Source organism: Bacillus sp. FSL M7-0791, from assembly GCF_038627085.1.
Lineage (GTDB): Bacteria > Bacillota > Bacilli > Bacillales > Bacillaceae > Bacillus > Bacillus safensis.
Genome location: NZ_CP152022.1, coordinates 1,111,584 through 1,137,840, shown reverse-complemented (window position 1 = coordinate 1,137,840; position 26,257 = coordinate 1,111,584). Strand labels below are relative to the sequence as shown.

Genomic DNA, 26,257 nt, shown 5'->3' with positions numbered 1-26,257 from the left:
TGGGTCATCCTCCTCCTACGAAATGAACGATTTCAATCGTGTCATTTGGTTGAATTTCTACTTGTTGAAACGCTTCTTTATCAATGATTTCATGGTTCTTTTCAACGATCACCACACGGTTTTCAAGCTGATAGGCTGTTAGCAGATCATAGATCGTTCCATTCTCTTGATCGAAATCAACGATTCTGCCATTCAATTGAATCTTCATACGAATAGTGCCTCCTTTCGTCCAATACGAAACGCGTGAAGCCATTCCTCTTTGACCGGTTCGCCTAATATCAGGTCACGAATGATTTCTCCAGTAATCGGCGCAAGTAAAATGCCATTCCTGTAATGCCCTGCAGCAAAAAGAATACGCTTATCTTCTGGATGTCTTCCGATATAAGGATGCCGGTCGTTTGTCGCCGGACGAAGGCCTGCCCAGCACTCTTCAATCGGCATCTCCTTAATAGAAGGCATAAGCTGAGACGCCTTTTGAATCACAGCTTCCATGCCGCCAAGCGTTGGAACAGCCTGCCACTCGTTTGCCTTCATTGTTGCGCCGATAACAAGCTTTCCGCTATCTCGCTGAACGATATAACAATGATCATGATAAATGGTGTGTGCGAGCGGCGGACCATTATTCCATACAGACACACATTCCCCTTTTACTGGATAAAGAGAATGAGATAATCCGAGTTCTTCAAAAAAACGGCCAGACCATACACCACTTGCGACTGTCAGGTCATCACATGTGAATGTGCCCTTCGTTGTTCTGACAGTTAACGCTTCTTTGTCCCGCTTCACTTCGATCACAGGTGTACACTCTTTCACATCTGCCCCGTACCGGACAGCCGCCTGCCATAAAGCCCTGCATACAGCGTAAGGTTCCACATGCACATCCTCTTCAATCAAACCTGCTCCCAGCATGTGATCTGTAACTTGAGGCATGCATTTTTTTACGCTGCTTGCGTCAAGCCATTTAAATGTAGACAAATGCTGCATCCGGCAAAGGGCTTGTTTCTCTTCTTCTGTAAAGGCGACCTTCATGATACCGCCCGCTGAAGTTCGAATATCAATGCCTGATTCATGCAGAAGATCGACTTTTAATTTTTCGTACAATGCCTGGCTTGCTCTGCCTGCCTGAAAGAAAACATCCTCATGACCCTCTCCTTCAGCATGTGCACCGAGCATCCCGGCAGCCGCACTTGTCGTTTGCTTCCCTATCTCATTCGCTTCAAATAAGACCACCTGTTTTCCTGCTTTTGCAAGGTGATAGGCGATGGAGACCCCTATGATTCCACCACCAATGATTGCAACGTCATAATGCTTTTTCATAAGGATTCTCCTTTACCTTTTCAGAAAATGCTTGTGCCATCATACGCGGCTGATGATGAGCAAAAATCCCAGACATGACAGCAATTCCTTTCACATTTGCTTGTTTCAATTCTGGAACTCGTTCTGGGGTCACCCCGCCGATGGCCACCACTGGAATCGTTAGTGCAGAAGTCAGTTTCTTCACAAGATGTACACCTCTTGCCTGAAGTCCTGGTTTACAAGAGGTAGCATATATGTGCCCAAACATGACATACTCTGCTCCATTTTTCTCTGCTGCTTTCGCTTCTTCTATCGAATGGACAGATACTCCCGCATGAAGGTGAGGAAATTTTTTTCGCAGTTCTTTTGGCGAAAAGCTGTGGCCCGGGAGATGCACCCTGTGAATATTGGTAAGCAGCGCAACATCTACTCTGTCATTGATCACGAGCTTTTCCTTCGGTACACCTTCTAAAAGGAGATTCTTCACGAGATCAACAAGCTCACCTGCTGTTTTAGACCGTTCCCGAATATGGATAAAATCCACTTCAAACGCAATGGCTTTTATTTGTTTGATCAGTTCACCCGCAGGAAGGGAATCATTTGTCACTGCGTGGAGTTCCATTTGCACCAACCCCATCTAAGCATGCTGTTTGCCACATTTCTTTTTGATACGCCATCTCCCAAAAGTGATATTCATAATAGCTTGAAATCACGAAATTTTCTTTCATATTGGCCCGTACATGGTCTGGTGCTTTTTCTGCTAGTTCATCAAAGCGGTTCACTTGTTCGAAGACGAGTTCCTTAAACCAATCGCCTCCGTATGTCAAAATCCATTCTTCGTAAATTGGATGGTCAGGTGTTGTTTGTTTCAGCTTTTCACCTACCTCATAATAGAGCCAGTAACACGGTAATAGCGCGGCTAAAATCTCTTCAAACCGTCCGCTTTTTACAGATCGGTACATATGAGAGGTATACGCATAAGCAGTGGGAGAAGGCTTAAAGTTCTCAATGGCTTCATCAGAAATTTGCAGAAGCTCTGTAAATTTCCGATGCAGCGACAGCTCTGCTTCATACGTTCCCTGGGCATGATACGCCATTCTGCCCGTCGTATGTAAGTCCTCACTGATCGCCGCTCCATATGCCTGCACCTTTGCAAAATGAGTTAAATAATAAGAATCCTGCATCACGTAATAGGTGAAACGATCGAGTGAAAGTGTGCCATCTCCAATCCCTTTGACAAAAGGATGTGTAAAGCTTCCATTCCACCATGTTGCTGCAGCCTCTTTACATTCTGTTGAAAACGTCATGTTCCTCTCCTCCTGTTTTTCCATATAAAAAAGCCACTTTCCGCGTGGAAAGTGGCTTGGAATTTGTAAAAAGCATAGTCAAAAACCGCACCACTTCCCTACGCAGGTATGAACCTGTTCAGGTAATGAGGGTCTAAAAGTGAACACTTTTATCTCAGCCCTTTTAAAGGACTCCCCTAGTGGATCAAATATATGATGTTGTACCTCTATCTTAATCAGGAATTGTTCATTGGTCAAGGGTTCATTGTCATTCTAATTGGGCTCTTAGTCCTGCCACATACTCCCGGGAGCCCGATACAAGCACACGGTCGCCGCTTCTGAGTGTCGTATCTCCATGCGGTACTAAGCTGTCTACCCCTCTAAAAATGCGGACAAATACCAAATCACCGGTGAAAGGAAATTCTCTCAGCATGACATTATGATAACGATGATTGTTCATTTGAATTTGATACAAAGAAGAATCCTCATTTGTTAGCAATCGAATCGCATCAGGTGCTTCAATCAAAGCTCTTAGCACCGTTTTAGATGAAAGGAAAGTAGAAAACGTATCAATTCCCGCTTCCTTCAATGTCAGCTCTGCCTCTGCTTTGTTGACACTTGCAATGACTTGTTTTGAACCTTCTTCTTTTGCAAATAAAGCAATTTCCTTATTTTTCGTCTCACTGCCTGTTGCGACGACAAGGACATCCTCTTGGCCGACGCCTGCCTTTCTCAGCGTCTCATCGTCGTATTGTTCAATTGATTCGACTTCAAAGATAGAGTCTGCCAGCAGTGCTTCCTTATTTTCTTGAAACACATGCAAAATCCGAATGTCATATTCATCTTGATGTAAATCAAGTGTGACAGGTAAAGTCAGCTGATTTGCACCAATAAAGGTCACACGCTTCTTATGGCTTGCCGCTTGTTCTTTTTTAAACAGCGCTTTAAACCAAACAGGTGTTAAAATGCTCGTTAGCACAGCAACTAAAATCAGCGCTCCTGACATTTTATGATCAATGACACCGAGCCGCTCACCAATCGTCGCAGCTGCAATGACGAGAGATAAAGTTGAAGTTAATAAAAATCCGGAGCCAATGACCTTTTTCATGTCATACCATTTTTTCAAATAAAGAATCGGGACGAGCTTACTTATAAGCAGCGCAATAAACAGAAGCGGAATCATGATCATAATTGTGGGGTCCTTAAACAGTGCCCATATATTCAGATCCACTCCGACCATCACAAAAAAGATCGGGATTAAAAATCCGTAGCCAAATGAGTCCAGCTGCTGAACGAGTTCTTTATTTGGCGAAAGAAGGGACACAAGCACACCAGCTAAAAACGCCCCTAGAATATTTTCAGCCCCGAGTGATTCAGATAAGGCAACTAAGACTATAATGAGAGTAAAGATTGCCCTTGTCCCAATTTGCACGGTTCCTTTTGACATCGACTGAAAAATTGACTTTGTCTTAAATACGCGGCCAAATAAATAAAGAAGAATGCCTGCAGCAAATAATAAGAGCAGGAGCCACATGTTCCCTGTTCCATCTCCATAAATGGAGGAAAACACAGCAAGCAAAATCATCGTAACCAAATCGGCAATGACAGCTACAAGCAGAATGATTTGACCGATATTCGTCTGCATCAACTTTTCCTCTTTTAAGGTTGGCACCACTACGCCTAATGAAATGGTAGAGATAATGAGCGTCATTAAAAAGGCATTTTGGATAAACCCTGCGAGTACAAACGCATAGGACAGGATAAAAGAAATACAAAATACCCCAAGAAAAATAATGGTGGCTGCTTTAAATGTATTTGGTTCTTTTAAACCATTTGGAAGTTCTCGTGCTTTCTTCTTTGACTCAAAAGAAGAAAAATCTATTTCAAGTCCACTTAAAAACATCAGAAAAATAAAACCGAGCATGGATAATGTATCTAACCACGCATCATGTTCGACAACCAGTTGAAGGCCGCTTTTCCCAATGATGAGCCCCATGATGATTTCAGCTACAACGACCGGAATGGTCAGCTTAAATCGGTGCAATAAAATAGGGGTGAAAAAGGCGACAATAATAACGACAACGAGTGATGAAACAGATGTATGCTCCATTGGCTAAAGCCTCCTAACATTCATGTTTAATTTTTTAAGTCTTACGTTAAAGCATTGATTCTAACAATTGCCCAAATGAAATGAAAGCCATTCGTTATATTTTCTAAAATTCAAACTTCTTTATATCCGATGAATGGATGAAAAAATCAGGAGGAAACCTTATGAAATTCGATATTATTGGCGATATCCACGGCTGCTACGAAGAGCTGCTTACCCTCATACACAAACTAGGATACGAACTCAAACATGGATTACCCGTCCATCCTGATAAGAGAACGCTGGCCCTTGTTGGTGATCTAACAGATCGTGGACCTCGGTCAGTAGACGTCATGCGATTTGTCATTCATGCCTATTCACACGGCGCAATCCGCTATGTACCTGGCAACCATTGCTTTAAACTTTATCGCTACTTAAAAGGAAATCCCGTCAAACTGCTTCACGGCATCGAAACAACAGTGAACGAAATAAAAAAACTGCCAATCCATGAACAAAACAAATTGTCACATGAATTTAAGCAGTTATTCGAGAAGGCTCCGCTTTATGATGTACTCATTCCTGATGAGCTGATCATTGCACACGCAGCGATGAAGGAAAAGGATATTGGAAAAAAGCCGAATAAACAAATGCGGTCCTATTTATTATTTGGTGCCGTCACAGGAGAAACATGGCCAGATGGACGGCCTGTTCGCAAGGACTGGGCAAAAGAGTATCACGGAAAATCATGGATTGTGTACGGCCATACACCAGTAAAAGAACCTCGATTCGTTGGCAGAACGGTCAATATTGATACAGGCTGCGTATTTGGCAACAAGCTGTCTGCCCTCACATACCCTGAGCTTAACACGGTCTCCGTTCCTTCATCCATGCCTTATGACGATTCTAGATTTCAGCATTTCACATCATAAAAAAACCCGGTCCTGCGCTCCAGGTGACCGGGTTTCTCTATTTAAAAAAGCAATGATTTCATATCATCAGGAAGCGGGGCTGAAAAAGTCATTTGCTCACCTGTCATCGGATGAGGAAACACAAGGGTTTCACTATGCAGTGCCTGCCGGTCTATCCGCTCGGTCGTTCCGCCATACAGCGTATCTCCGATGAGCGGATGCCCAAGAAATTGCATATGAACACGAATTTGATGTGTTCTCCCGGTTTCAAGTGAGAGAGACACATCCGACATGTTCAACTCAGCGATTACCGCTCGCACGGAATAATGCGTTACTGCCTCCTGCCCAGCATCATCAACCATCCGCTCGATAATACTATCCCCTTTTCGGGCAATTTTTGCAGCGATCGTTCCATGTTTTTCTGTGATCATGCCATGTGTAAAGGCTCTGTATGTTCGTTTAACCGCTCCACTTTTTTGCGCCTTTGATAAAAGGCTATGGGCAAAGCGATGCTTCGCCACAAGCATGACACCAGATGTATCACGATCAAGACGGTTCACCAAATGAACCGTATGCCGAACAGACTGCTTGGCATAATGATGCAGTAATCCATTCGCAATACTGTGCTCAGGGTGCTCCCGAGAAGGGATCGAAGGAATATACGGCCTTTTATTCAGCACAAGGACATGCTCGTCCTCAAATATAATATCAAGTGGAATCGGTGCAGGCTTCAGCCCTTCACTCACTTTTTCCTCGGGAAATAAAATGGTGAGTCTGTCCCCTTCATGCAGCTCGCACTTTACGGTAACATGCTCTCCATTAATGAGGAGGTCACCGCCATCAAACTTAATATCCGTCAGCATTCTTTTCGAAATGCCAAGATCAATTAAATATTCCTTTAAAAGCAGCCCTTCTTCTTTGGCTGTTATGGTTTTGTTTAACGTAAAGTATTCCAGCGGGAACAACCTCTTTCTTATTCTCCTTTTCCGATAAAGGAATCTTGCACCCTTTTCCAAAACGGAAACGGTCTAAATCTTGCAAAACGGACATTCTCGTCTGCCACCCGGCATTGAATGGATTTGACGTCTTTATGAAGCAGTGTCAAATGATCAATGGTCACCTGAAAATCGACATCATTCCTCGGTTTAATCACACAAGTATGATGGTCAGGCAAAATAAGCGGTGAACCGACCGTCCGAAACACTCGGTTGTTGATTGAAGCCATTTCTGCCAGCTGAATGGCTCTAATAGAAGGATGAATAATGGCGCCACCCAGTGCCTTATTATAGGCCGTACTGCCAGATGGTGTAGACAGACAAAGGCCGTCACCTCTGAATGTTTCAAACAGCTGGCCTCTAATTTCAACATCTGCTACAAGTGTCCCTTCCATGCTTTTAATCGTACATTCATTCATTGCTAAATATTTCTCTTCTCTGCCGCCGTCGTTGTATCTGACAATGACTTCTAAGATCGGATATTCCACAATATGATAAGGCGTTTTCGCAATGGCTAAGACGAGTTTTTCAATTTCACTCGGCACCCAGTCAGCATAGAAGCCAAGATGACCTGTATGAACACCGACAAAAGCTGTTTCATTTAGACGGTCGCTATAACGGTGAAACGCATAAAGAAGGGTGCCGTCTCCACCAACCGTAATGACAAGATCCGGTTCCTCTTCATTTAGTTCCATACCAAAATCCAATAAGTAGGTCTGAATTTTACTTTTGAGCGTGTCAGATACAGAATTCCCTTTTGAAGAAACTGCAAATTTCATGAATTCTTCTCCTTTTTCACCTTGCTGCTATGAGAGGGCAGCATCATATTTGATCAAACTGGCTCAGCTGTCGTTTTTCTTTTTCCTGGAAAATGCCACTTGTGCTTCTTGAATTTCCCCTCTGATTTCGGACATTTCTTCATCGAGACGAGATGCTGCCTCAGATGCTCTTTGAAGGCGCAGCTTGACCTTCTCCGGGATATTCCCGCTATATTTATAATTCAGAGAATGCTCAATGGTCGCCCAAAAGTTCATCGCAAGCGTACGAATTTGGATTTCGACAAGGAGCTGTTTCTCTCCACTTACGGTTTGCAGCGGATATAACACAACAAGGTGGTAAGAGCGGTATCCGCTTTCTTTATGTTCTGCAATATAGTCGCGTTTATCTACAACCACAAAATCTTTACGTGACTGGAGCATTTTTTTCACGACTTGTATATCTTCTACAAACTGGCACATAATGCGAAGCCCAGCAATATCCTGCATCGTTTCAATCTCATGCATCGGGATGTTTTTACGCTTTGCCTTTTCTAATATGCTGGCAACGGGTTTCACTCGGCCTGTGACAAATTCTACTGGTGAATGGTCATCCTCGAATTCATACAGCTTTCGAATGCCTTTTAGTTTCACTTTTAATTCTTCGACTGCTTGTTTATACGGTGCGAGGAATTGATCCCATTGTTTTTTGTCCATGAAACTTCCCCCAATTCCATATACCTAATTATTTCAGAGGAATGTGCTTTTCACTTTCTCTTCCATATCTCCGTAATTGGCATTGTCTTTAATATTGTCGATTAAATAATGTAATTCCTGTTGAAGCTGAATGAGTTCCAGCGAATATTCATCCGATGCCAAATAGACAGGGATGTCACGATTCATTGCTTCTTTTAATGGAGCCCATGTATGTTCCCCTAAAATAAGATACGAAAAGGACTCCTCGGTTTCAAGTATGTAAACGAACGCAAAGTGATCAGAATCAACAAGCATTTGTCCTGATGCTTTTGCTTTTTGGATTTGCTCTTCTGACTGGATTGTCAAAATCAGCCTGTCTTCTTTTAAAGTTGCTTCTGTGATTTCAATTCTGTTTTGCATCATGATCTCCTTTACAACAAAGTACAGCTTTATTTTATCATATCAAGTTCAATATTGATAAACCGAACTTTTTGAGAAAATCCTGTTTTTCTCTTTTAAATGATCCTTTCCCAAGATTCTTCATTCATTTTGGTCCATACCTAAATTGAAAATAGAGTGAAAAAAACAGTCTTTTACATGGTGAACACACTTCATGTACAATAATCATATTTCCTCTAATGAAAGGTTGATGTCAAAATGGCACAGGAAATTGAAATCGAACTAAAGCAATTATTAATGAAAGAAGAATTTGAACAGCTGAAACAGCATTTTCAATTGAAGGATGCGGATTTCCACACGCAAACCAACTATTATTTTGATACACCTCAATTTGATATAAAATCTCAATTGGCTGCATTAAGAATGAGAGAAAAAAACGGTCAATGGGTGCTCACATTAAAGGAACCTCACGAAATAGGCTTGCTCGAAACCCACCAAACGATCGCTCCCCCATCTCAACTTGACGATTTTGAGCTGCCAGATGGTGAAGTTGCGGACAGATTAGACCACCTCAACATTCAAAAGGATCAAATTGTGTACTTTGGTTCACTTGAAACGTCAAGAGCAGAAAAAATGATTCAAGAAGGCTTAATTGTTTTGGATCACAGCCGATATTTAACAGTAGAGGACTATGAACTTGAATTTGAAGTGAGCGACCTGGAAATCGGACAAGCCGCTTTCTCCGCATTGCTCCGCAAATTTCATATTCCAGTACGAAGCACGAAAAACAAAGTCGTTCGTTTTTATGAAGAAAAAATGAAAACACAGAATAGATGAATTCCTTGAAGGAGGAACATGATGAACGTCAATCAACTTCAATCCTTTATGCAGCTTCAAGCGCTTAAAACGTTACAGACAGATCCAGCACAAACGCAAATGTCTGCAGGTCAAGAATCAAATGCCCAAGCTTCATTTCAGTCGCTGCTGCAAGATTTTTTAGGCGGATCAGAATTATCACGTCTCCCGCTTTCCATCTCAGCTTTTATGGGCACGGACCCATCAACGGCTCCGAACACGCAATATGCTCGTACAAACCCATATTTATCTGCCACTTCCGGCAGTGAGCAGCTTCAGGCCCAATCTTTGTATGCAAATGACAATCAATTAAATACAGCGAATGGCATTGGAAATGTCTTAAACAACAGCTACACACCGCCGCTTCAAGAGGCAGTCTCAAGCGGCTCATCATCAAAAGAGATTAATCAAATCGTGTCACAAATGGCTCAAAAGCATGGCGTTCCCGAAAAGCTGATTCACGCGGTCATCAAGCAGGAATCCGGCTACCGCACAAATGCTGTCAGCCATGCAGGTGCGCTTGGACTCATGCAGCTCATGCCATCTACTGCTAAATCACTTGGCGTCAACAATGCTTTTGATGCGTCCCAAAACATTGAAGGCGGAACGAAGTATTTAAAACAAATGCTCAATAAATATAACGGAAATATCTCACTCGCCTTAGCTGCCTATAATGCAGGCTCAGGAAATGTAGATAAATACGGAGGCATTCCTCCATTTAAAGAAACACAAAATTATGTAAAGAAAATCACAGCTCAATATTTCGCTTAAACCGAAGAGAATAACCTCTTCGGTTTTTTGTATGTCGCTTTTCCCCCTTTTTTGACTGAATGTGTTATGATATGGTCAATTGATCACAGAATCCGATTCTCTCTTTATTTCGAGCAGACCAAAGCGGTTTGTTTGTGGAATTGAGATGAGGTTGTTAAAATAAGTACAAGAATAGAAACAATAAAATAGAACAAACTGAATATCACTTTTGAAATAAATGAAATACGCAATAGGGTGAGTCATCCTATTAACTACGAGTAAAAGGAGTAGTCAACATGGTACAATCGTTTAACGCACCTTACGAAGCGGTTGGAGAGGAACTTCTATCGCAACTTGTTGATACTTTTTATGAAAATGTAAAGTGTCATCCTTTGCTTCATCCTATTTTCCCGGATGACTTAAAAGAAACAGCAAGAAAACAAAAACAGTTTTTAACGCAATATTTAGGCGGACCGCCGCTTTATACAGAAGAGCATGGCCACCCAATGCTGCGGGCGAGACATCTCCCTTTTCCGATTACTGAGGAGCGGGCTGACGCATGGCTTGAATGCATGGAGGATGCAATGGATCAAGTAGGATTAACCGGCGATATTCGTGACTTTTTATTTGAACGACTTTCTCTGACGGCTCGTCATATGGTCAACCAAACACCTGAAAAGGATGGACGATCTTGAGCTGCAATACGCACGATCAATATTTCTCACACTGTCACGGACATCCTCAAAAGCCGATTGAAATCTATGTATTCATTGATCCTCTAAGCCCTGACTGCTGGTTATTAGAGCCGTCCATTAAAAAGTTGAAAATGAAATATGGCCGTTTTTTCACTTTACGAACGGTAACAAGTTCTAGTATTAATGCTTTGAATCGGAAAAGAAAGAAACATTTACTGACTGAAGCATGGGGGAAATTTGCCACTAAAACGCAGACCAAAAAAGAACAAATGCTGTCTGAACAAATTGTGACATCACCCTACCTCGCCTCACTCGCACTAAAAGCAGCGGAACTTCAAGGCAGAAAATGCGGAATGAAGTTTTTGCGTCTCATTCAAGAATCTCTTTTTTGCCATCAGCAAGATGTCACAAGTGAGCAGGTGCTGATAGAAAATGCAAAAAGTGCTGGACTGGACATCGAGGAATTCCAGCGCGACATTCATTCTCAAAGTGCTGTGAAAGCACTGCAATGTGATATGAAAATTGCAGCTGAAATGGACGTATCTGAGCTTCCGACCTTCGCCTTTTTTAATACCGTAAATGGAGACGAAGGATTAAAAATTTCAGGTGCCTACTCTTATGATATTTACGAAGAAATCCTTTTTGAAATGATTGGTGAAAAACCAACACCATCAGAACGGCCTCCAATTGAATGGTTTATTGCTTACTTTCAATTTGCTTCAGCAAAAGAGATAGCCGTTGTCTATGACCTGACGCTTGAAGAAGTTGAACGAGAAATGAAGAAGCTGGCTTTCGCTCAAAAGGTAGAACGTGTCCAAGTGCAGCAAGAAATGTTTTGGCGCTATAAAGAGAATGACCACCATACAGATCTTGATGTCTATCGCTGTGAAAATGAACATGGGTGCTGACCCATGTTTTTCTTTACCTCCACCAGGAACATTCGTTCTGTTTATAAATACGAAGAAACCGCGCCGGGATAAGCGCGGTTTCACTATGTCTTAACGACAACAAAGGGGATGGGAGAAATTTTTCACGGTCAAACAAAGGGGTAATGTTTGTATGTGATTAATTTCACATCTGTAGTATATCAAATTTTGTCGACTTATGACAACAGATATACTATATGTTCATATTTTTGTCACAAAACATAAGAGGGTTGTCACTTTCATATAGTAAAAGTAACAAAAAAATGGGGGGATCTGCATGCGCAGCACAACTATTGGACTTGTTGCCATTGGCTTATGTTTCTTTTTAAATATATTAGGCTTAATGAAGATGCTTCCTCTTTATTTGACGTCTCCACTCTTATTTGCTTCGATTCTTTTTACGCTTTATCGAATGAATCACCGTAAGACCTTTAGAGGTTTTAAAGGTTGATGATTGACATGGAACGGCCTCGACATCTGAAGAGGTCTTTTTTATGAGAAAAAAACTCCTGTCAAAAGATGAGATAGCACTCACACGTCTGACAGAAGTCTTTTCATTACTCACCTGTTTTGGAGATGAGCTCTTCCATTTCTTTTAGTTTTTCTTCGAACAATTGACATGCTGCTTCGATTGGTTCTTTAGAAGCCATATCAACCCCTGCTTTTTTCAGCACATTGATTGGATAATCAGAGCTTCCTGCTTTAAGGAAATCGGTGTAGCGCTCTACCGCTGGTTTTCCTTCTTGTAATATTTGCTTGCTTAATGCCTGCGCCGCGCTATAGCCTGTCGCGTATTGATACACATAATAGTTGTAATAGAAATGAGGGATTCTCGTCCACTCTAATCCGATTTCCTTATCAACCACCATACCGTCACCAAAATACTTCTTGTTCAGGTCATAATAAAGGTTCGTCATAAATTCTGGCGTTAAAGCCTCTCCTTCTTGTGCTTTCACATGAATAAGATGCTCAAACTCAGCAAACATCGTTTGTCTAAATACCGTTCCTCTAAATCCTTCTAACAAGTGGTTTAATACATACAAACGCTGCTTTTTATCGTCTAAATGATTAAGCAGGTATTCGCCTAGTAACGCTTCATTTGTAGTGGAAGCCACTTCAGCTACAAAGATACTATAGTTTCCATACGGATATGGCTGGTGCTTTCTTGTATAGTAGCTGTGTACAGAATGCCCAAATTCATGAGCCAGTGTAAACAAATTATCAATGTTATTTTGCCAGTTCATGAGGATATATGGATTTGTACCATAGCTCCCAGATGAATAAGCACCGCTTCGTTTCCCTTTATTCTCATAAACGTCTACCCAGCGATTTTCGAGTCCTTCTTTTAACACGGACACATATTCTTCTCCTAATGGGGCTAACCCTTTCAGCATATAATCCTTTGCTTCATCGTAGGTGAGCTTCATGCCAGCATCTTTCACAAGTGGTGTGTACAAGTCGTAATTGTGCACTTCATCAAGCTTTAATACCTTTTTGCGTAATTCAATATAACGGTGTAATAACGGTAAATATTGATGAACTGTATCAATTAGATTGTCATACACTTCTTCCGGGATGCTGTTTCGTGATAATGCTGCTTCTCTTGCCGATTTGTAATTTCGTACTTTTGCATAAAAATTATCCTTCTTAATTGAACCGCTCAGTGTAGAAGCAAGTGTATTCTTATACTGATCATACGTTTTATACACAGCTTTAAAGGCATTCTTTCTCACTTCACGATCATCACTATTTAAAAATGTGATGAAGTTGCCGTGGGTAATCTTCTTTTCCTCCCCATTCTCATCCTTTACAGAAGGAAAAGAAATGTCGGCGTTGTTAAACATACTAAAAGTAGTAGATGAAGATGAAAGTGGTTCAGAGGCCTCCGCTAATAAAGCTTCTTGCTCCTCACTTAAAATATGTGGACGCTCTTTATTAATTTCTTCGAGAGCATGTGAGTACAGTTTTAATTCTTCTTTTTCCAGAATAAATTGCTGCAATTTATCTTCTTGAATTGATAAAATCTCTGGAACAATATAAGCAGATGTACTAGACAGCTGTGTAAATAGATTCGAGGCTTTATCATTTAACGCCTGAAAGGATGAGTTCGTTGTATCTTCATCGTATTTCATGTGCGCGTATGTATAAAGCTTGCCAAGCTTTTCAGAAAGTTGATCCTGAAAGGTTAGGGCTTCATACAGGACATCAGCAGAATGGGCCAGCTTGCCTTTAAACTGAGCCAGCTTCGGAATTTCTTTTTTGACCGCTTCGAATTCCTTGTTCCATGCATCGACGCTTTCAAAAATATCTTCAAGACGCCATTTGTTTTCTTCTTTTACTTCGCTTCTGTCTGGTAGATGATTGTTTTTGTTTTGTGAAGTCATATGAATCCCCCTTGCTTGAGTTGTGTTGAACCAACCTTTCGGAAAGTGAAAGAAATTGGTGTTGTATTTATCTTCTTTGTTTTGAACTATATTTGTCAAATCATATGCAGAAATAAATACCAAACAGACTAAAAAAATGAGAAAAAAGCGTTTCTTTTGATTCAATAGCAGCACCACCTTTTTCTTATCATGATCAAAGTGGTGATGAAACATGCTAATGAAATAAGAAAGCATCTCGTTTTAACACTTCATCTAGTGTTCGTATAGGCATTTGATTCGACGATACTTCATAATTACCCTCTTTCGTCATATGTAAAAACCCTTGTCTTACAAGCGCATTTACATATGCAGTGACCACCTCTTTTATTTCTTCTCTTGAAACATCGCCATATCGGAGTTTCACTTCTTTCATTTGCACACATCGATTGATTTCCATCATTAGCTGCTGAATTGTCACTCTTCTGCTTCCTTTTTTCCTCATCATCCAATCATAGAGACACCCCTGCCAAACATACACGGGACTTGTAAAAATATACGCTTCTTGCACTGGAATAAATAATTCAGTTGGCAAAAAAGGGAATGCTGTTTGATGATGCTCATAAAAAATATTTCTCAAACGTTTGCTTTCATTTGATAAAATGCGAGGAGGACGCTGCCTAAATTGCTGTATACATTTAATCCATTGTTGGTTTACTTGACGCTTGCTTGAAGGCGGAGATAGAAATGCCGGAATTTCGCGGTATGCTGAAGGTGGTCTGACAGTCATTGCTGCACATATTTTCGTTGATTGAAACACAAGGAATTGATCAAGATGGATGAACCTATTCTGGATCGGGCAGAAAAAAATCAACCGCCTTTCCTCTGATTCCCTTAAAATTCCCCAATGAATGGAGGAGAAAGAAAAAAGCTGGGCAGATTTTCGGTTTAAACGATTTGCCCCTATCATCCATATGGGAAAGAGCCCTGCCTCGCGGAGACCTGCTGTTCTTCTGCGAAGCTCTTGCCGGGAAATATTTGCACATTGAAATTCGATTGCATAGGTTTCATTTCCTATAGAGACGGTCACATCAGGACGCTGATGAATTTTTGACATATACTTTTCAAGCGCTGGTTTATGTCCAAGCTCCTTCAGCCAATTCATAATAGCTTCCTTTCCTGCCTGATGATAAGCCGTTTCGCCTGAGGCTAACGGACATGCTGTCAGCTGTTTATGCGCAAAATGATAGACACGATGCTCCCCTAGCTTTAATTGCACCTCCTCCCTGCACTCAGGACAATAAAATTTGCACGTCTTTCTTACATGCTCCAGACGGCTTTTCGATAAATGATGTGTCATTCGGATAAGCTTACCGTTATCCATCATTGCTGTATTCATTCAGTTCGCCCCTCGCTCTTTGATGACCGTATTATAGCTTGTTCGTCTATAAGGAAGCGAAAAGGCAAAATGAATTTTTACCGTGTCAAAAGATGATTTTAATGATCATCTCTTCAGGAAAATTAAAAATCCCCCTTATAGAAAAGGGGGAAAATACAATCTTTATAAAAGTGGTGATAATAATCTTGCTGTTGATTCAAACAGTCTGACCCCCAAAGGTCTCTTTGCAAACTCTTCTGGAACAATTTCATGTGACTGCTCTAAATCACCTAAGAAATCGTTGACGAGCTTCTCGGTGCTTTTTGTTTTATAGAGGAAGGCATTCACTTCAAAGTTCAAATGAAAGCTTCTCATATCCATGTTTGCCGTTCCTATCGAAGCCAGTTCGCTGTCCACAATAATAAATTTACTATGCATAAAGCCTTGATCATACTCGTACACCTTTGCCCCTGCGTCAAGAAGCTCCGGGAAGTATGAACGAGACGCATGGAAAACAATCCGTTTATCTGGATTCTTTGGAGCAATAATCCGTACATCTACTCCGCTCAATGCAGCAATTTTCAATGCGGACAAAATATCATCATCCGGCACAAAATACGGTGAAGCGATCCAGATGGACTTTTTGGCGGAGATGATCATGGAGAAAAAGAGATTTTTAATGACCTCCCACTGCTTGTCAGGCCCGCCAGCAATCATTTGTACGCCTTCTGTTGTACTCTCAAGGTGGCTGAAATCTTTGAAATAGTCCACACCTGAGCATCTTTCATTCGTCATATAATACCAATCCTGCATGAAAATCTGCTGGAGGTCACGAACAGCTTCGCCCTTAATCATCAAATGAGTATCACGCCAGAATCCATATTGTCTGCTTCTGCCCATGTATTCGTCTCCAATGTTGAGCCCGCCGACAAATCCCACTTCCCCATCAATTACGACAATTTTTCTATGATTTCGGAAGTTGATTTTATTATTTAAAAGGGGGAGCCTTACTGGTAAAAACGGAACGATCTGAACGCCAGCCTTTTCTAGGTCAGCAATATATTGACGGGAGAGATTTAAGCTTCCTACATCGTCATATAAAAAGCGGACAATCACGCCATTTTTCGCTTTTTCAATGAGAATGTCCTTTAATTCTTGGCCAAGGTCATCGTGGCGGAGAATGTAATATTCTAAATGAATGTGATGTGTTGCTTTTTTAATCTCTTCAAAAATATGAGAGAATGTTTCTTCACCATTGGTTAAGACTTTAGAGGACGTGCGATATGTAATAGGAGTATGTCCAAGTCTGTGGGCCAGCTTAAATAAGAGCTGCTGATGATCACCCATATGCGTCATTTTTTCAATTGCTTCTCTATGGATACTTTCATCTTCCTGGATTAACTTCTCGTCCAATACCGCCTTCTTTTCAAACAGCCGGCGCTTTTTAATATTGCGTCCAAAGAAAATGTAGAACAAAAAGCCGAATAACGGAAAGCTGCCAAGCAGGACAAGCCATGTAATCGTTTGAGACGGATTCCGGTTCTCCAAGAAAATAACAAATCCGATGAAAATAATCGATAAAGTAAATAGAACACTGACAGAACTTAATACACTTACCGCTAAATCACCGACAATCAATTGGATGATTAAATAAGCACCTATCGTAATGATTAGAAAAAATAGAACTTTGACTACATTTCTCATTTCATTTTTCTCCTTGCCGATCTCTTTATTTACCTATTCACTCAGATAAAAAAGCCGATTCCTCTATAGAAATCGACTTTTTGTGAGTTACGAGAAGTGCTGTTGAATCGTTTCAAGGGCATTCCCTTCGATAATCAGCTGACCGTATTCTTTCAGTCTGTAGATGCTGACCACTGATTCATGAGCATATTCAAGCAAAATGCTGAGCTTATTCTCCACTTGCTCATCTGACAAATCCTCGTGGAAGTCAACATATAGATAATAACGGTTTTCAAACGAATATAAACTTGTGGTAAAATCCTGCATATTTAATTGAGAAAGTGCAATCAAATCTTCAAAGTCATCCATTTTCAACACGAATTGAAGTTGAAGTTTTTTGTCCTTCTCATTATGGTCTTCTTGATCTTGCTCTTCTTTATGAAAATCATCAAGCAGTGCGTCTAAGCTTTCTTCATCTGTTTGATCTTTTTTATCTTCTGGAATCGGCAATTCGAGCTTTTGTCCATCTTTAGAAAGTTGGGCTTTTGTCACGACAATTTCAAGACCTTTATCAAGTGCCTGTACTTGAATCCAAAGCGGCCCCTCTACTGCAAATTCTTCTTCTTCGTGCACTTCGTCCATTACTTCCCAAAACAGCTCTTCACTGCGCTCACGATTATACCAAATTTCTTCACGGTCAAATCCGCGATCTTCAATATCACCGTAGGAAATATAAAATTTTACTGTATGTTCATTTATTCTTTCGATTTCCATTTTGCCAACCTTCCCTTCTATATAAGATGTTGAAGGGACATACAAGCTCCCAATTAATAGTACTTTACTACACTTTACCCGTTCCGTCTACATGTTAACCGTTTAAAGAATTGAGGTATTGCTTCGTACTGTCTATTTTATGATAAAACATGAATAAAAGAAATAAAAACGCATTTTTTGCAGAGAAAACTTGCAGAAACATATATTTGAATTGTCTTCATATATTGGTTGTACGAGCTCTATTAGGACAAGAGGTGAAATGGATGGAAACAGAGTGGATCGTATCCTTACTGATGATTATTGGCATAGACCTGATTTTAGGCGGAGATAATGCGCTCATCATTGCGATGGCCAGTCGAAGTTTATCACATGACAAACGCAATAAAGCCATTTGGATCGGCACTCTTTTGGCCGTTCTGATGAGAATTACAATGACTGGTGCCGCAGTTTATTTATTGACTATCCCTTATTTGCAGTTTATTGGCGGTCTTTTTCTCCTTTATATAGGATACAATCTGTTAATTGAACAAAAAAAGGAATCGATTCGGATTAAGAGCAGCGGCTCCCTTTGGCGTGCGGTTCAAACCATTGTGATTGCAGACCTCTTTATGTCACTTGATAATGTCATCGCAGTTGCAGGTGCGGCAAAAGGCAACATGATTCTGACCGCTTTTGGCCTCATGATTTCTGTACCGATTATTATTTGGGGAAGCAAGCTGATTCATGCAGCTTTAACTAAATTTCCGTTTCTTTTATACGGAGGAAGTGCGCTTTTGGCCTTTACTGGCGGAGAAATGATTGTGCGTGATGTGAAATTGACTGAATTTATGTCACAGCATGCCACGCTTGAATTGATGCTACCGTTTTTAACCGTCATTACAGTCATATTAGCAAGCCTCTTTTACGAACAAACGGCTGAAAACAAATAAAAAAAGCTGCCAAATGATCGGCAGCTTTTCGTATTTTTATTAGTTAGCAAGTCGCTGAGCTTCTCTTAGTTGGAATGTACGAACCGTTCTTGGTAAGAAACGTCTAATTTCATCTTCATTGTACCCAACTTGTAATCTTTTTTCATCCAAGATAATTGGACGACGCAAAAGACCTGGATGCTCATTGATTAGTTTATACAATTGTTGAAGCGGCATTGTCTCAACATTGACATTTAGCTTTTGGAATACTTTTGAACGTGTTGAGATAATTTCGTCTGTACCGTCTTCTGTCATTCGAAGAATTTCTTTGATTTCATCGATTGAAAGAGGCTCAGAAAAAATGTTTCTCTCTTGATATGGGATATTGTGCTCTTCTAACCACGCTCTTGCTTTTCTACATGATGTACAGCTTGGTGATGTGTATAATGTTACCATAAATCTTCACTCCTCAATTTGTAGAATGAATATTGATCTGTATTCTTAAATTAAAATTGTTCTAAATAAGTAATCTTTATAGTGATTATACTATAAAAAAGTAAGTGTGAACAGATTTTCTTGCAATTTTTGTGACAAAAACTAGACAATTTCATTCATTTTGTGATGCTACTGGATGTCAGAACATTCTCATTTAGTCGAGATGATCGAAAATATTTTTTTGCTTTCTATTTTCAATGATCTTCAATACATCATCAACATCCTCATACGATTGTCCATACCATTCTTCATCTTTATACGTATGGATTCGTTCATAGGTCTTCCTCATGGCTTCCATGATCTCTTCCTCATGATTTGTAAGAGGAGACCAATAAAGAATTTCCATGCGGTTCACTTCATTTGTTGCAAGTGACCTGCGTTTATAACCGATTGATTCTGCATGCTTGAAGTGCTCTCTTTGATAAAACTTTAGGCGTTTTGCAGTATCTGCATCATCTTCATCTACAGGCTCGACCTCAAGCAAGATCGGTTTCTTTTTTTCCTTCAGCTTATGAATAAGCTTTGACCCGAGGCCTTCACCTCTTGCATCTTTGGAAACAAATAAATAATCAATAAAGATGAAAGAATCAAATTCGGCGTACATCATCACATGATGAGGTCCTTCCTCCTTATGATAAATATCACTTCTTTCCTTTAATAAAGCTTCCATATGCTCTTTTGACTTCATTTCTTCTATCGGGAAATATTCACTGAGCTTTTCATACCAATTCATGGATCTGCTCCTTATGCTATAGTTAAGAACCACTTCCTTAGATATTCCCGATTTCCTGCTATTTAAACGCCTGTACTAGTAAGACGCAGCAAAGTCTAAAGTAGTTTCACTTTTTTTCAATTAACGCAAAAAAAGTTTTATAACGAACGATTCATGACGAGTTAAATGCAGACAAACAGGATAAGTGTCATCGCAATTTGAAGCATGATGAAATAAAGATATTTTACACGCCGTGCTTCTTGCTTCTGACCGCTTGTCTTTCGGTTAAGCATATATTCCACTGAAAAAGACACAATCCCAATGAGCACCATAAACGCGAGCATCCACTTTCCTCCGTTTGGTTTCCTGAAAAAAGACGTTGAAAAAAGCATAAATACAATGAGAACATGGAGCAATGAATAACGAAAGGTTTTCCAATTTAACATTTGATTTCCTCCGGTATCTGCTTGTACTTAACTAAAAATTACCATCATCTTGTTTTTTTGTAAAATAAAAAAAGAAGCACTGACTTAGCAGTGCTTCTTCCTTCTTATGATTGTTTCGCCTGTAGCTCTTTGAATTCTTCCTCTGTGCAGCTCACAAAGTGACCTGGCTTCACTTCACGGAACTCGGTGTTTGTTCCTTTGTGAACAGATGGATCATACTTGATTCGTTTGCGGTTACGCTCATAATCAGGATCTGGAAGCGGAATCGCAGACAGCAATGATTTTGTATATGGATGAAGCGGGTTTTCGTATAATTCATTCGCTGGTGCCAGTTCAACCAATTTTCCGAAATACATCACGCCGATACGATCGCTGATGTATTTTACCATGGACAAGTCATGGGCAATGAATAAGTACGTTAAACCTTTTTCCTCTTGAAGCTCTTTCAATAAATTGACGACCTGCGCTTGGATCGACACGTCTAATGCAGAGATTGGTTCATCGGCGATGATGAAATCCGGCTCTACTGCTAATGCACGTGCAATTCCGATACGCTGTCTTTGACCGCCTGAGAATTCATGCGGGTATCTGTTCGCATGCTCTTTGTTCAAGCCAACAGTTTCAAGTAATTGGTACACACGCTCTTTACGCGCCTGTTTTGTTTTTGCAAGGCCATGAATGTCGATGCCCTCTGCAATGATGTCCTCAACTTTCATTCTTGGGTTGAGGGAAGCATATGGATCCTGAAAGATCATTTGCATCTTACGATTAAATTGCTTAAGATCAGTGGTCGATTTTTTATCATGAACATTCTGTCCATTAAAAATAACCTCTCCACCTGTTGCATTATATAATCGAATAATGGTTCTGCCCGTAGTTGACTTTCCACAGCCAGACTCACCTACTAGCCCCAATGTTTCTCCTCTATATATGTCAAAGCTAACATCATCAACAGCTTTTACTTCATTTGGTTTACCCACATTAAAATATTGTTTAAGATTTTTCACTTGTAAAATAACATCTTTTTCACTCAATGTGATTCCCCCCTTTTTGCGCTTTAAATTGTCGCATCCTTTGCTTAATTGATTCAGGAGGTTCTACTTTAGGTGCGTTGGGATGTAAAAGCCATGTCGCTGCATAATGCGTTTCTGACACTTGATATAAAGGCGGTTGTTGTTCGAAATCGATTTTCATTGCATATTGATTTCTAGCGGCAAATGGATCGCCTTTTGGAGGGTTTAGCAAATCCGGAGGCGTTCCAGGAATTGCGAATAATTTCTCCTCTTTTGTGTCCAGGCTTGGCATCGAACTTAATAACCCCCACGTATAAGGATGTTTCGGGTTATAGAAAATCTCATCTACTGTCCCAATTTCAACAATTTGACCACCATACATTACCGCTACACGATCTGCCACATTCGCAACGACACCTAAATCATGCGTAATAAAGATAATTGATGTTTCAATTTTCTTTTGAAGGTCCTTCATCAGTTCTAAAATTTGAGCCTGAATTGTTACGTCTAACGCTGTAGTTGGCTCATCAGCAATTAATATTTTCGGATTACAAGCAAGTGCAATTGCCACCACAACCCTTTGTCTCATCCCTCCAGAAAATTGATGAGGATATTGTTTAAATCTTTGTTCAGGATTTGGGATGCCTACAAGACTCAGCAATTCAAGGGCCCTTTTTTTAGCCTCTTCTTTACTAGCATTTTGATGTTTTAAGATCGGTTCTATAATTTGTTTGCCGATTGTCATTGTAGGATTCAACGATGTCATAGGATCTTGAAAGACCATTGCAATATCTTTTCCACGTATTTTTTGCATTTGCTTATCAGTAAGTTTTGTTAAATCTTTATCTTGAAACAAAATCTCGCCTTTTTTCACTTCAGAGTTAGATTTAGGAAGCAGCCCCATGATTGATTTTGAAGTAACTGATTTTCCTGAACCTGATTCTCCTACAATGGCAAGTGTCTCACCTTTTTTCAGATCAAAATTCACACCTCTTATCGCCTTGACTTCACCAGCGAACGTGTGAAATGAGATATTTAAGTCATTTACTGTTAGAATGGTTTCTTGTTTATTCATCATCATCACCGTCCCGTACTAATCTTTCATTTTTGGATCAAGTGCATCTCTCACACCGTCGGCAACAAGGTTAAAGACGATCATGATAACACTAATGATAATTGCTGGATAAACCATCTGATATGGGAAAGCGATCATTGATTTAAATCCATCTTCAATTAACGTCCCTAGTGAAGCTTGTGGCTCTTGGAGACCTAAACCAATAAAGCTTAAGAAAGCTTCGAAGAAAATTGCACTAGGGATGGTGAACATTGTATTAATAATCATCACACCTGTTAAGTTAGGTAACATGTGTTTAAAGATAATTTTAAAGTTGCTTAACCCCAGAGTTCTAGCGGCTAGTACATATTCCTGTTCTTTCAGCTTCATGACTTGGGCTCGTACAACCCTGGCCATACTGATCCAACCGGTAATACTTAGAGCAATAATAATTGGAATAATCCCTGGCTTTAAGACGAGAATCATTAATATGACAACGATCAAGTTGGGAATACCCATTAGAACCTCTAAAACACGTTGCATCGCATTATCAATTTTCCCGCCAAAATAACCAGAAATAGCACCATAAGCAACACCAATGATTAAATCGATCACAGCTGCAACAACAGCAATAAGCAGTGAGATTTGAGTTCCTTTCCACACACGTGTAAATAGATCTCTTCCAAGATTATCTGTACCGAACCAGTAATAATGATCAATTCCTTTTTGTTCATAAGGATTAACCACGTCACCATTTTTCAGCGTTCTTTCCCCAGTAAATGGAAGGAAGCTAACATGCTCTAATCCTTGGATTCGAGGTGGCAGGTTCGCTTCAGACGTTGTCTGAGTACTAAAATCTTTACCACTAATTAAAGGTCCGACTATAGCCATCAATACAATTAAAAATAAAATCACCAAACTTACAACTGCGGCTTTATTCTTTTTGATTCTAAGCCATGCATCTTGCCAATAATTTAGACTAGGTTTCTCAATTTTTTCAGCAGAAAATGTATCAACACCAGCGGGCTCAAATAGACTTTTATCAATATTTTCTTCTTGCTGTTTCATCATTTGTTACCCCCTGCTACACGAATTCTCGGATCGATAATTCCATATAAAATATCGACAATAAATACAACCACAACAAAAAGAACGGCGAATAAAATTGTTGTTCCCATAATAACTGGATAGTCATTTACAGTAATTGCTTTAACAAATTGCTCACCAATTCCAGGAATCGAGAAGATTTTTTCGATTACGAGAGATCCCGTCATTAAACTAACAGTAAGTGGACCAAGAACTGTCACAACAGGGATCAAAGCATTTCTCATTGCATGCTTAAATGCTATTTCAAAATAGCCTGCCCCTTTTGCCTTTGCCAGCAAAATATAGTCAGTCTCAAGAACTTCAACCATTTCTGTTCGCATAAAACGAGCACAAATGGAAATAGGAAACATTGCTAATGCGATTGTAGGCAAAATTGTATACTCAAATCCATTCCAGAATTGAGTTGGTAATAAACCCAATTTCACCGCAATATAGTATTGAAGTAATCCCGCGAATACAAAACTCGGTATTGATTTACCGATAACTGCCAAGAAAGTAGCAGAGTAATCCACCCATGTGTTCTGCCTTAAAGCTCCAACTACTCCCAAGAAGATACCAACAATCGTTCCTATAATAATCGCTTGAAGGCCTAGGACAGCAGATGGTCCTACTCGGTATGAAAGAAGTTCTGTTACGGAGGTATTGTTGAATTGGAATGAAACACCTAAATCCCCTGTGAATGTATTAATCAAGTAATGAAAGTATTGAACTGGGATAGGCTGATCTAGCCCATATTTTGCATTAAGTACAGCTTGTTGGGCTTCTGACAACTTTTGTGCATTAACAAAAGGAGAACCCGGAATGAGTTTCATTAAGAAAAAAGTGATTGAAACAATGATGAAGAGGGTAACGACCATGAAGCCAACCCGTCTAATTAAGTATTTCAGCATACTTGCACCTCCTGATAAAACTGACTTTTCTGTATATTTCGACATATTTCTTTCAGTGAAAAAGAGAGTATATTCAGAGAATACACTCTCTTTTCTATAAGATTGTTAATTATCCTTCAATTTTCATCCATTTGTAGCTGAATTCTGGTCCAACCTTGTGAATGACAAACCCTTTAACTTTATCATTAATCAAATAGTTAGTTGCTCTCTGATAAATTGGTGAAAGTGCTGCGTCATCTTGTAGTAATACTTTTTCAGCTTCTTGTAAAGCTTTCCAGCGTTCTTCAGGCTTAGCAGCTAATTTGCCAGATGCATCTTTTAACAGCTGATCATATTTCTTATCTGAGTATCCCATGTGGTTGTTTCCGCCACCAGTGATAAACAAGTCAGAGAATGTGATTGGATCAAGATAATCAGGACCCCATCCAGCCATCTGTAGATCGTAATCCTCTTTCTTATCTCGATCAATACGAGTAGCGAAAGGAACACTTTGAATATTGATATCTAAGCCAGGTAAAGTTTTCTCAAGCTGATCTTTAATGAAAGCTCCGATTGTTTTAGCTGTCTCAGAATCATCACCTAAGTAATTAAGCGTTACTTTAGACGTTCCTAATTCTTTTAGACCTTTTTCAAAAAGTTTCTTAGCTTCGTCTTTATTTGTTTCTAAGTATTTAGGCATTCCATCGCGGAAGTCTTTTCCGTTTTCATCATGTACAAAGTCTTTTGGAATTTGATAGTAAGCAGCAACAGAACCATTCTGCAATACATCTTTTACAAACGCTTCTTTGTCAATTGCTGTTGCAATTGCACGACGAATGTTTTCATTCTTTAGAGATTTATTCCCTTGGTTCATTTTCAACCAGAACACAGTAGGCTCTAGTAATCTTTTCATTCGCTTATCACCTTCGTATTGAGAGATGATAGCAGGTGTTGATAATTTAGGTGTAATATCAGCTTCTCCAGCTTCGAATGCGTTAACAGCTGCCTGTGGATCTTTAGATACTTTAAAAGTAAGTTTTGTCATAGAGACGTTCTTTTTGTCCCAATATTTTTCATTCTTTTTGTATTCCCAAGTAGTTGCTTGTGGTCCATCCCAAGAAGAAAGTTCATAAGGGCCATTGTATACAAGATTTTTTGCAGTCTTCGCATATTTATCGCCTTGTTCTTTAACGAACTTTTCATTCACTGGATAGAAAGTTGGGAATGAAAGCAGAGATTGGAAGTAAGGAATTGGTTTTTCAAGTGTAATTTGCAATTCTTTATCACTTACAGCTTTAATTCCTAGTTCGTCAGGCTTTGCTTTTTTGTTGTAGACCTTATCAGCATTTTTGATTTTACCAACCATCATATATGGGCCATACTCAGACTTTTGTTCTGGATCTAAAGCACGTTGCCAAGCATAAACGAAATCTTGTGCTTTAACTGGATCACCATTAGACCATTTTGCATCTTTCAGTTTAATGTTATAAACTGTTTTATCTTTGTTAGCAACTGGTTCGCCATCCGCCATACCAGGTACTAATTCTTCTTTATCGTTGAATCGATACAAACCTTCAAAAACGTTATTCATCGTTGTGAAACTAATTGTATCACTTGCTTGGATTGTATCCATTGCAGGCATTTCCTGTGATTCTAAAATTGTAGCCTCTTGTTTTGAATCTTTGGATGCAGTGCCCTTGTCGCTACTTTGTTTACCTGAACATGCAGATACAAAAATAGTCAGCACCAATAAAAAAACTAAAAGCAGTGAAAATTTAGACTTTTTCATCTAGTTGTTGACCTCCCCTTCA

28 protein-coding genes and 1 riboswitch are annotated in these 26,257 nt (G+C 39.9%); of the genes, 7 read left to right on the top strand and 21 right to left on the bottom strand.

Going from position 1 to position 26,257, the window contains the following annotated elements; translation table 11 throughout:
- Positions 1-4 precede the first annotated feature (4 nt).
- The 5 genes from thiS to MHI08_RS05665 form a co-directional block, all read right to left on the bottom strand.
- Positions 5-208, bottom strand: a complete 204-nt coding sequence (gene thiS, locus MHI08_RS05685; protein ID WP_326483689.1) for a sulfur carrier protein ThiS — start codon at positions 206-208, stop codon at positions 5-7.
- Positions 205-1,317, bottom strand: a complete 1,113-nt coding sequence (gene thiO, locus MHI08_RS05680; RefSeq protein ID WP_342500078.1) for a glycine oxidase ThiO — start codon at positions 1,315-1,317, stop codon at positions 205-207. Before thiO ends, thiS begins: the two co-directional genes overlap by 4 nt.
- Positions 1,301-1,918 (bottom strand): thiazole tautomerase TenI, encoded by a 618-nt coding sequence (tenI, locus tag MHI08_RS05675; protein ID WP_342500077.1) that lies wholly within the window; start codon positions 1,916-1,918, stop codon positions 1,301-1,303. The genes thiO and tenI overlap by 17 nt, the downstream gene beginning before the upstream one ends.
- On the bottom strand, positions 1,893-2,603 hold the full coding sequence (gene tenA / locus MHI08_RS05670) for a thiaminase II (RefSeq protein ID WP_342500076.1): 711 nt from the start codon (positions 2,601-2,603) through the stop codon (positions 1,893-1,895). The genes tenI and tenA overlap by 26 nt, the downstream gene beginning before the upstream one ends.
- A gap of 78 nt (positions 2,604-2,681) precedes the next feature.
- Positions 2,682-2,791, bottom strand: a riboswitch (TPP riboswitch).
- A 59-nt stretch (positions 2,792-2,850) separates the two neighbouring features.
- Positions 2,851-4,692 carry a monovalent cation:proton antiporter family protein gene (locus tag MHI08_RS05665; RefSeq protein ID WP_342500075.1) on the bottom strand — a complete coding sequence of 614 codons (1,842 nt, stop codon included), beginning with the start codon at positions 4,690-4,692 and terminating at the stop codon, positions 2,851-2,853.
- A gap of 161 nt (positions 4,693-4,853) precedes the next feature.
- Between MHI08_RS05665 and prpE the strand changes: the two genes are divergently transcribed.
- Positions 4,854-5,597 carry a bis(5'-nucleosyl)-tetraphosphatase PrpE gene (prpE, locus tag MHI08_RS05660; protein ID WP_268423300.1) on the top strand — a complete coding sequence of 248 codons (744 nt, stop codon included), beginning with the start codon at positions 4,854-4,856 and terminating at the stop codon, positions 5,595-5,597.
- Between the two features lie 41 nt (positions 5,598-5,638).
- On the opposite strand, the gene MHI08_RS05655 is transcribed toward prpE, so the two are convergent.
- The 4 genes from MHI08_RS05655 to MHI08_RS05640 all read right to left on the bottom strand — a co-directional run bounded on the left by MHI08_RS05655 (position 5,639) and on the right by MHI08_RS05640 (position 8,442).
- Positions 5,639-6,541 (bottom strand): RluA family pseudouridine synthase, encoded by a 903-nt coding sequence (locus tag MHI08_RS05655; protein WP_025093412.1) that lies wholly within the window; start codon positions 6,539-6,541, stop codon positions 5,639-5,641.
- A gap of 8 nt (positions 6,542-6,549) precedes the next feature.
- The gene (locus MHI08_RS05650; protein WP_003211364.1) at positions 6,550-7,350 is read right to left on the bottom strand and encodes an NAD kinase; all 801 of its coding nucleotides are present in this window, start codon (positions 7,348-7,350) and stop codon (positions 6,550-6,552) included.
- Between the two features lie 63 nt (positions 7,351-7,413).
- A complete protein-coding gene (locus tag MHI08_RS05645; RefSeq protein WP_024425028.1) occupies positions 7,414-8,043 on the bottom strand; it encodes a GTP pyrophosphokinase family protein in 630 nt (209 codons plus the stop codon).
- Between the two features lie 33 nt (positions 8,044-8,076).
- The gene (locus MHI08_RS05640; RefSeq protein WP_024425029.1) at positions 8,077-8,442 is read right to left on the bottom strand and encodes a hypothetical protein; all 366 of its coding nucleotides are present in this window, start codon (positions 8,440-8,442) and stop codon (positions 8,077-8,079) included.
- Positions 8,443-8,679: 237 nt separating this feature from the next.
- On the opposite strand from MHI08_RS05640, the gene MHI08_RS05635 reads away from it, so the two are divergent.
- The 5 genes from MHI08_RS05635 to MHI08_RS05615 all read left to right on the top strand — a co-directional run bounded on the left by MHI08_RS05635 (position 8,680) and on the right by MHI08_RS05615 (position 12,098).
- On the top strand, positions 8,680-9,258 hold the full coding sequence (locus MHI08_RS05635; RefSeq protein ID WP_197172775.1) for a CYTH domain-containing protein: 579 nt from the start codon (positions 8,680-8,682) through the stop codon (positions 9,256-9,258).
- 21 nt (positions 9,259-9,279) lie between these two features.
- The gene (locus MHI08_RS05630) at positions 9,280-10,047 is read left to right on the top strand and encodes a lytic transglycosylase domain-containing protein (RefSeq protein ID WP_342500074.1); all 768 of its coding nucleotides are present in this window, start codon (positions 9,280-9,282) and stop codon (positions 10,045-10,047) included.
- Between the two features lie 275 nt (positions 10,048-10,322).
- Positions 10,323-10,721: a thiol management oxidoreductase gene (locus tag MHI08_RS05625; protein ID WP_008355333.1), complete on the top strand. Its 399-nt coding sequence runs from the start codon at positions 10,323-10,325 to the stop codon at positions 10,719-10,721.
- Positions 10,718-11,629 (top strand): ClpXP adapter SpxH family protein, encoded by a 912-nt coding sequence (locus MHI08_RS05620; protein ID WP_024425033.1) that lies wholly within the window; start codon positions 10,718-10,720, stop codon positions 11,627-11,629. Before MHI08_RS05625 ends, MHI08_RS05620 begins: the two co-directional genes overlap by 4 nt.
- 295 nt (positions 11,630-11,924) lie before the next feature.
- On the top strand, positions 11,925-12,098 hold the full coding sequence (locus MHI08_RS05615; RefSeq protein ID WP_024425034.1) for a hypothetical protein: 174 nt from the start codon (positions 11,925-11,927) through the stop codon (positions 12,096-12,098).
- Positions 12,099-12,204: 106 nt separating this feature from the next.
- On the opposite strand, the gene pepF is transcribed toward MHI08_RS05615, so the two are convergent.
- From pepF to mecA, 4 genes are all read right to left on the bottom strand, one after another.
- A complete protein-coding gene (gene pepF, locus MHI08_RS05610; RefSeq protein WP_281733681.1) occupies positions 12,205-14,031 on the bottom strand; it encodes an oligoendopeptidase F in 1,827 nt (608 codons plus the stop codon).
- Between the two features lie 214 nt (positions 14,032-14,245).
- Positions 14,246-15,406 carry a competence protein CoiA family protein gene (locus MHI08_RS05605; RefSeq protein WP_342500073.1) on the bottom strand — a complete coding sequence of 387 codons (1,161 nt, stop codon included), beginning with the start codon at positions 15,404-15,406 and terminating at the stop codon, positions 14,246-14,248.
- A gap of 162 nt (positions 15,407-15,568) precedes the next feature.
- Positions 15,569-17,089, bottom strand: coding sequence for a cardiolipin synthase (gene cls, locus MHI08_RS05600; protein ID WP_024426475.1), 1,521 nt, complete (start codon positions 17,087-17,089; stop codon positions 15,569-15,571).
- 87 nt (positions 17,090-17,176) lie between these two features.
- A complete protein-coding gene (mecA, locus tag MHI08_RS05595) occupies positions 17,177-17,842 on the bottom strand; it encodes an adaptor protein MecA (RefSeq protein ID WP_024425038.1) in 666 nt (221 codons plus the stop codon).
- Positions 17,843-18,105: 263 nt separating this feature from the next.
- Here mecA and MHI08_RS05590 point away from each other — a divergent pair, with 263 nt between their 5' ends.
- Entirely contained in the window at positions 18,106-18,771 is a 666-nt protein-coding gene (locus tag MHI08_RS05590; RefSeq protein ID WP_024426476.1) for a TerC family protein, read from the top strand.
- A 39-nt stretch (positions 18,772-18,810) separates the two neighbouring features.
- Here the strand turns inward: MHI08_RS05590 and spxA are convergent, their stop codons facing one another.
- From spxA to MHI08_RS05550, 8 genes are all read right to left on the bottom strand, one after another.
- Positions 18,811-19,206 (bottom strand): transcriptional regulator SpxA, encoded by a 396-nt coding sequence (gene spxA, locus MHI08_RS05585; RefSeq protein WP_003211421.1) that lies wholly within the window; start codon positions 19,204-19,206, stop codon positions 18,811-18,813.
- A 193-nt stretch (positions 19,207-19,399) separates the two neighbouring features.
- Positions 19,400-19,978, bottom strand: a complete 579-nt coding sequence (locus MHI08_RS05580; protein ID WP_024425040.1) for a GNAT family N-acetyltransferase — start codon at positions 19,976-19,978, stop codon at positions 19,400-19,402.
- A 161-nt stretch (positions 19,979-20,139) separates the two neighbouring features.
- Complete coding sequence (locus tag MHI08_RS05575; protein WP_342500072.1) at positions 20,140-20,403, bottom strand: hypothetical protein; 264 nt, start codon at positions 20,401-20,403, stop codon at positions 20,140-20,142.
- A 104-nt stretch (positions 20,404-20,507) separates the two neighbouring features.
- Positions 20,508-21,437, bottom strand: a complete 930-nt coding sequence (locus MHI08_RS05570; protein WP_039177819.1) for an ATP-binding cassette domain-containing protein — start codon at positions 21,435-21,437, stop codon at positions 20,508-20,510.
- On the bottom strand, positions 21,430-22,491 hold the full coding sequence (locus MHI08_RS05565; RefSeq protein WP_185854244.1) for an ABC transporter ATP-binding protein: 1,062 nt from the start codon (positions 22,489-22,491) through the stop codon (positions 21,430-21,432). Before MHI08_RS05565 ends, MHI08_RS05570 begins: the two co-directional genes overlap by 8 nt.
- A gap of 18 nt (positions 22,492-22,509) precedes the next feature.
- Positions 22,510-23,538 carry an oligopeptide ABC transporter permease gene (opp3C, locus tag MHI08_RS05560; protein ID WP_185854243.1) on the bottom strand — a complete coding sequence of 343 codons (1,029 nt, stop codon included), beginning with the start codon at positions 23,536-23,538 and terminating at the stop codon, positions 22,510-22,512.
- Entirely contained in the window at positions 23,538-24,467 is a 930-nt protein-coding gene (gene opp3b, locus MHI08_RS05555; protein WP_039177817.1) for an oligopeptide ABC transporter permease, read from the bottom strand. Before opp3b ends, opp3C begins: the two co-directional genes overlap by 1 nt.
- A 109-nt stretch (positions 24,468-24,576) precedes the next feature.
- On the bottom strand, positions 24,577-26,235 hold the full coding sequence (locus tag MHI08_RS05550; RefSeq protein ID WP_185854242.1) for a peptide ABC transporter substrate-binding protein: 1,659 nt from the start codon (positions 26,233-26,235) through the stop codon (positions 24,577-24,579).
- Between the last annotated feature and the right edge of the window lie 22 nt (positions 26,236-26,257).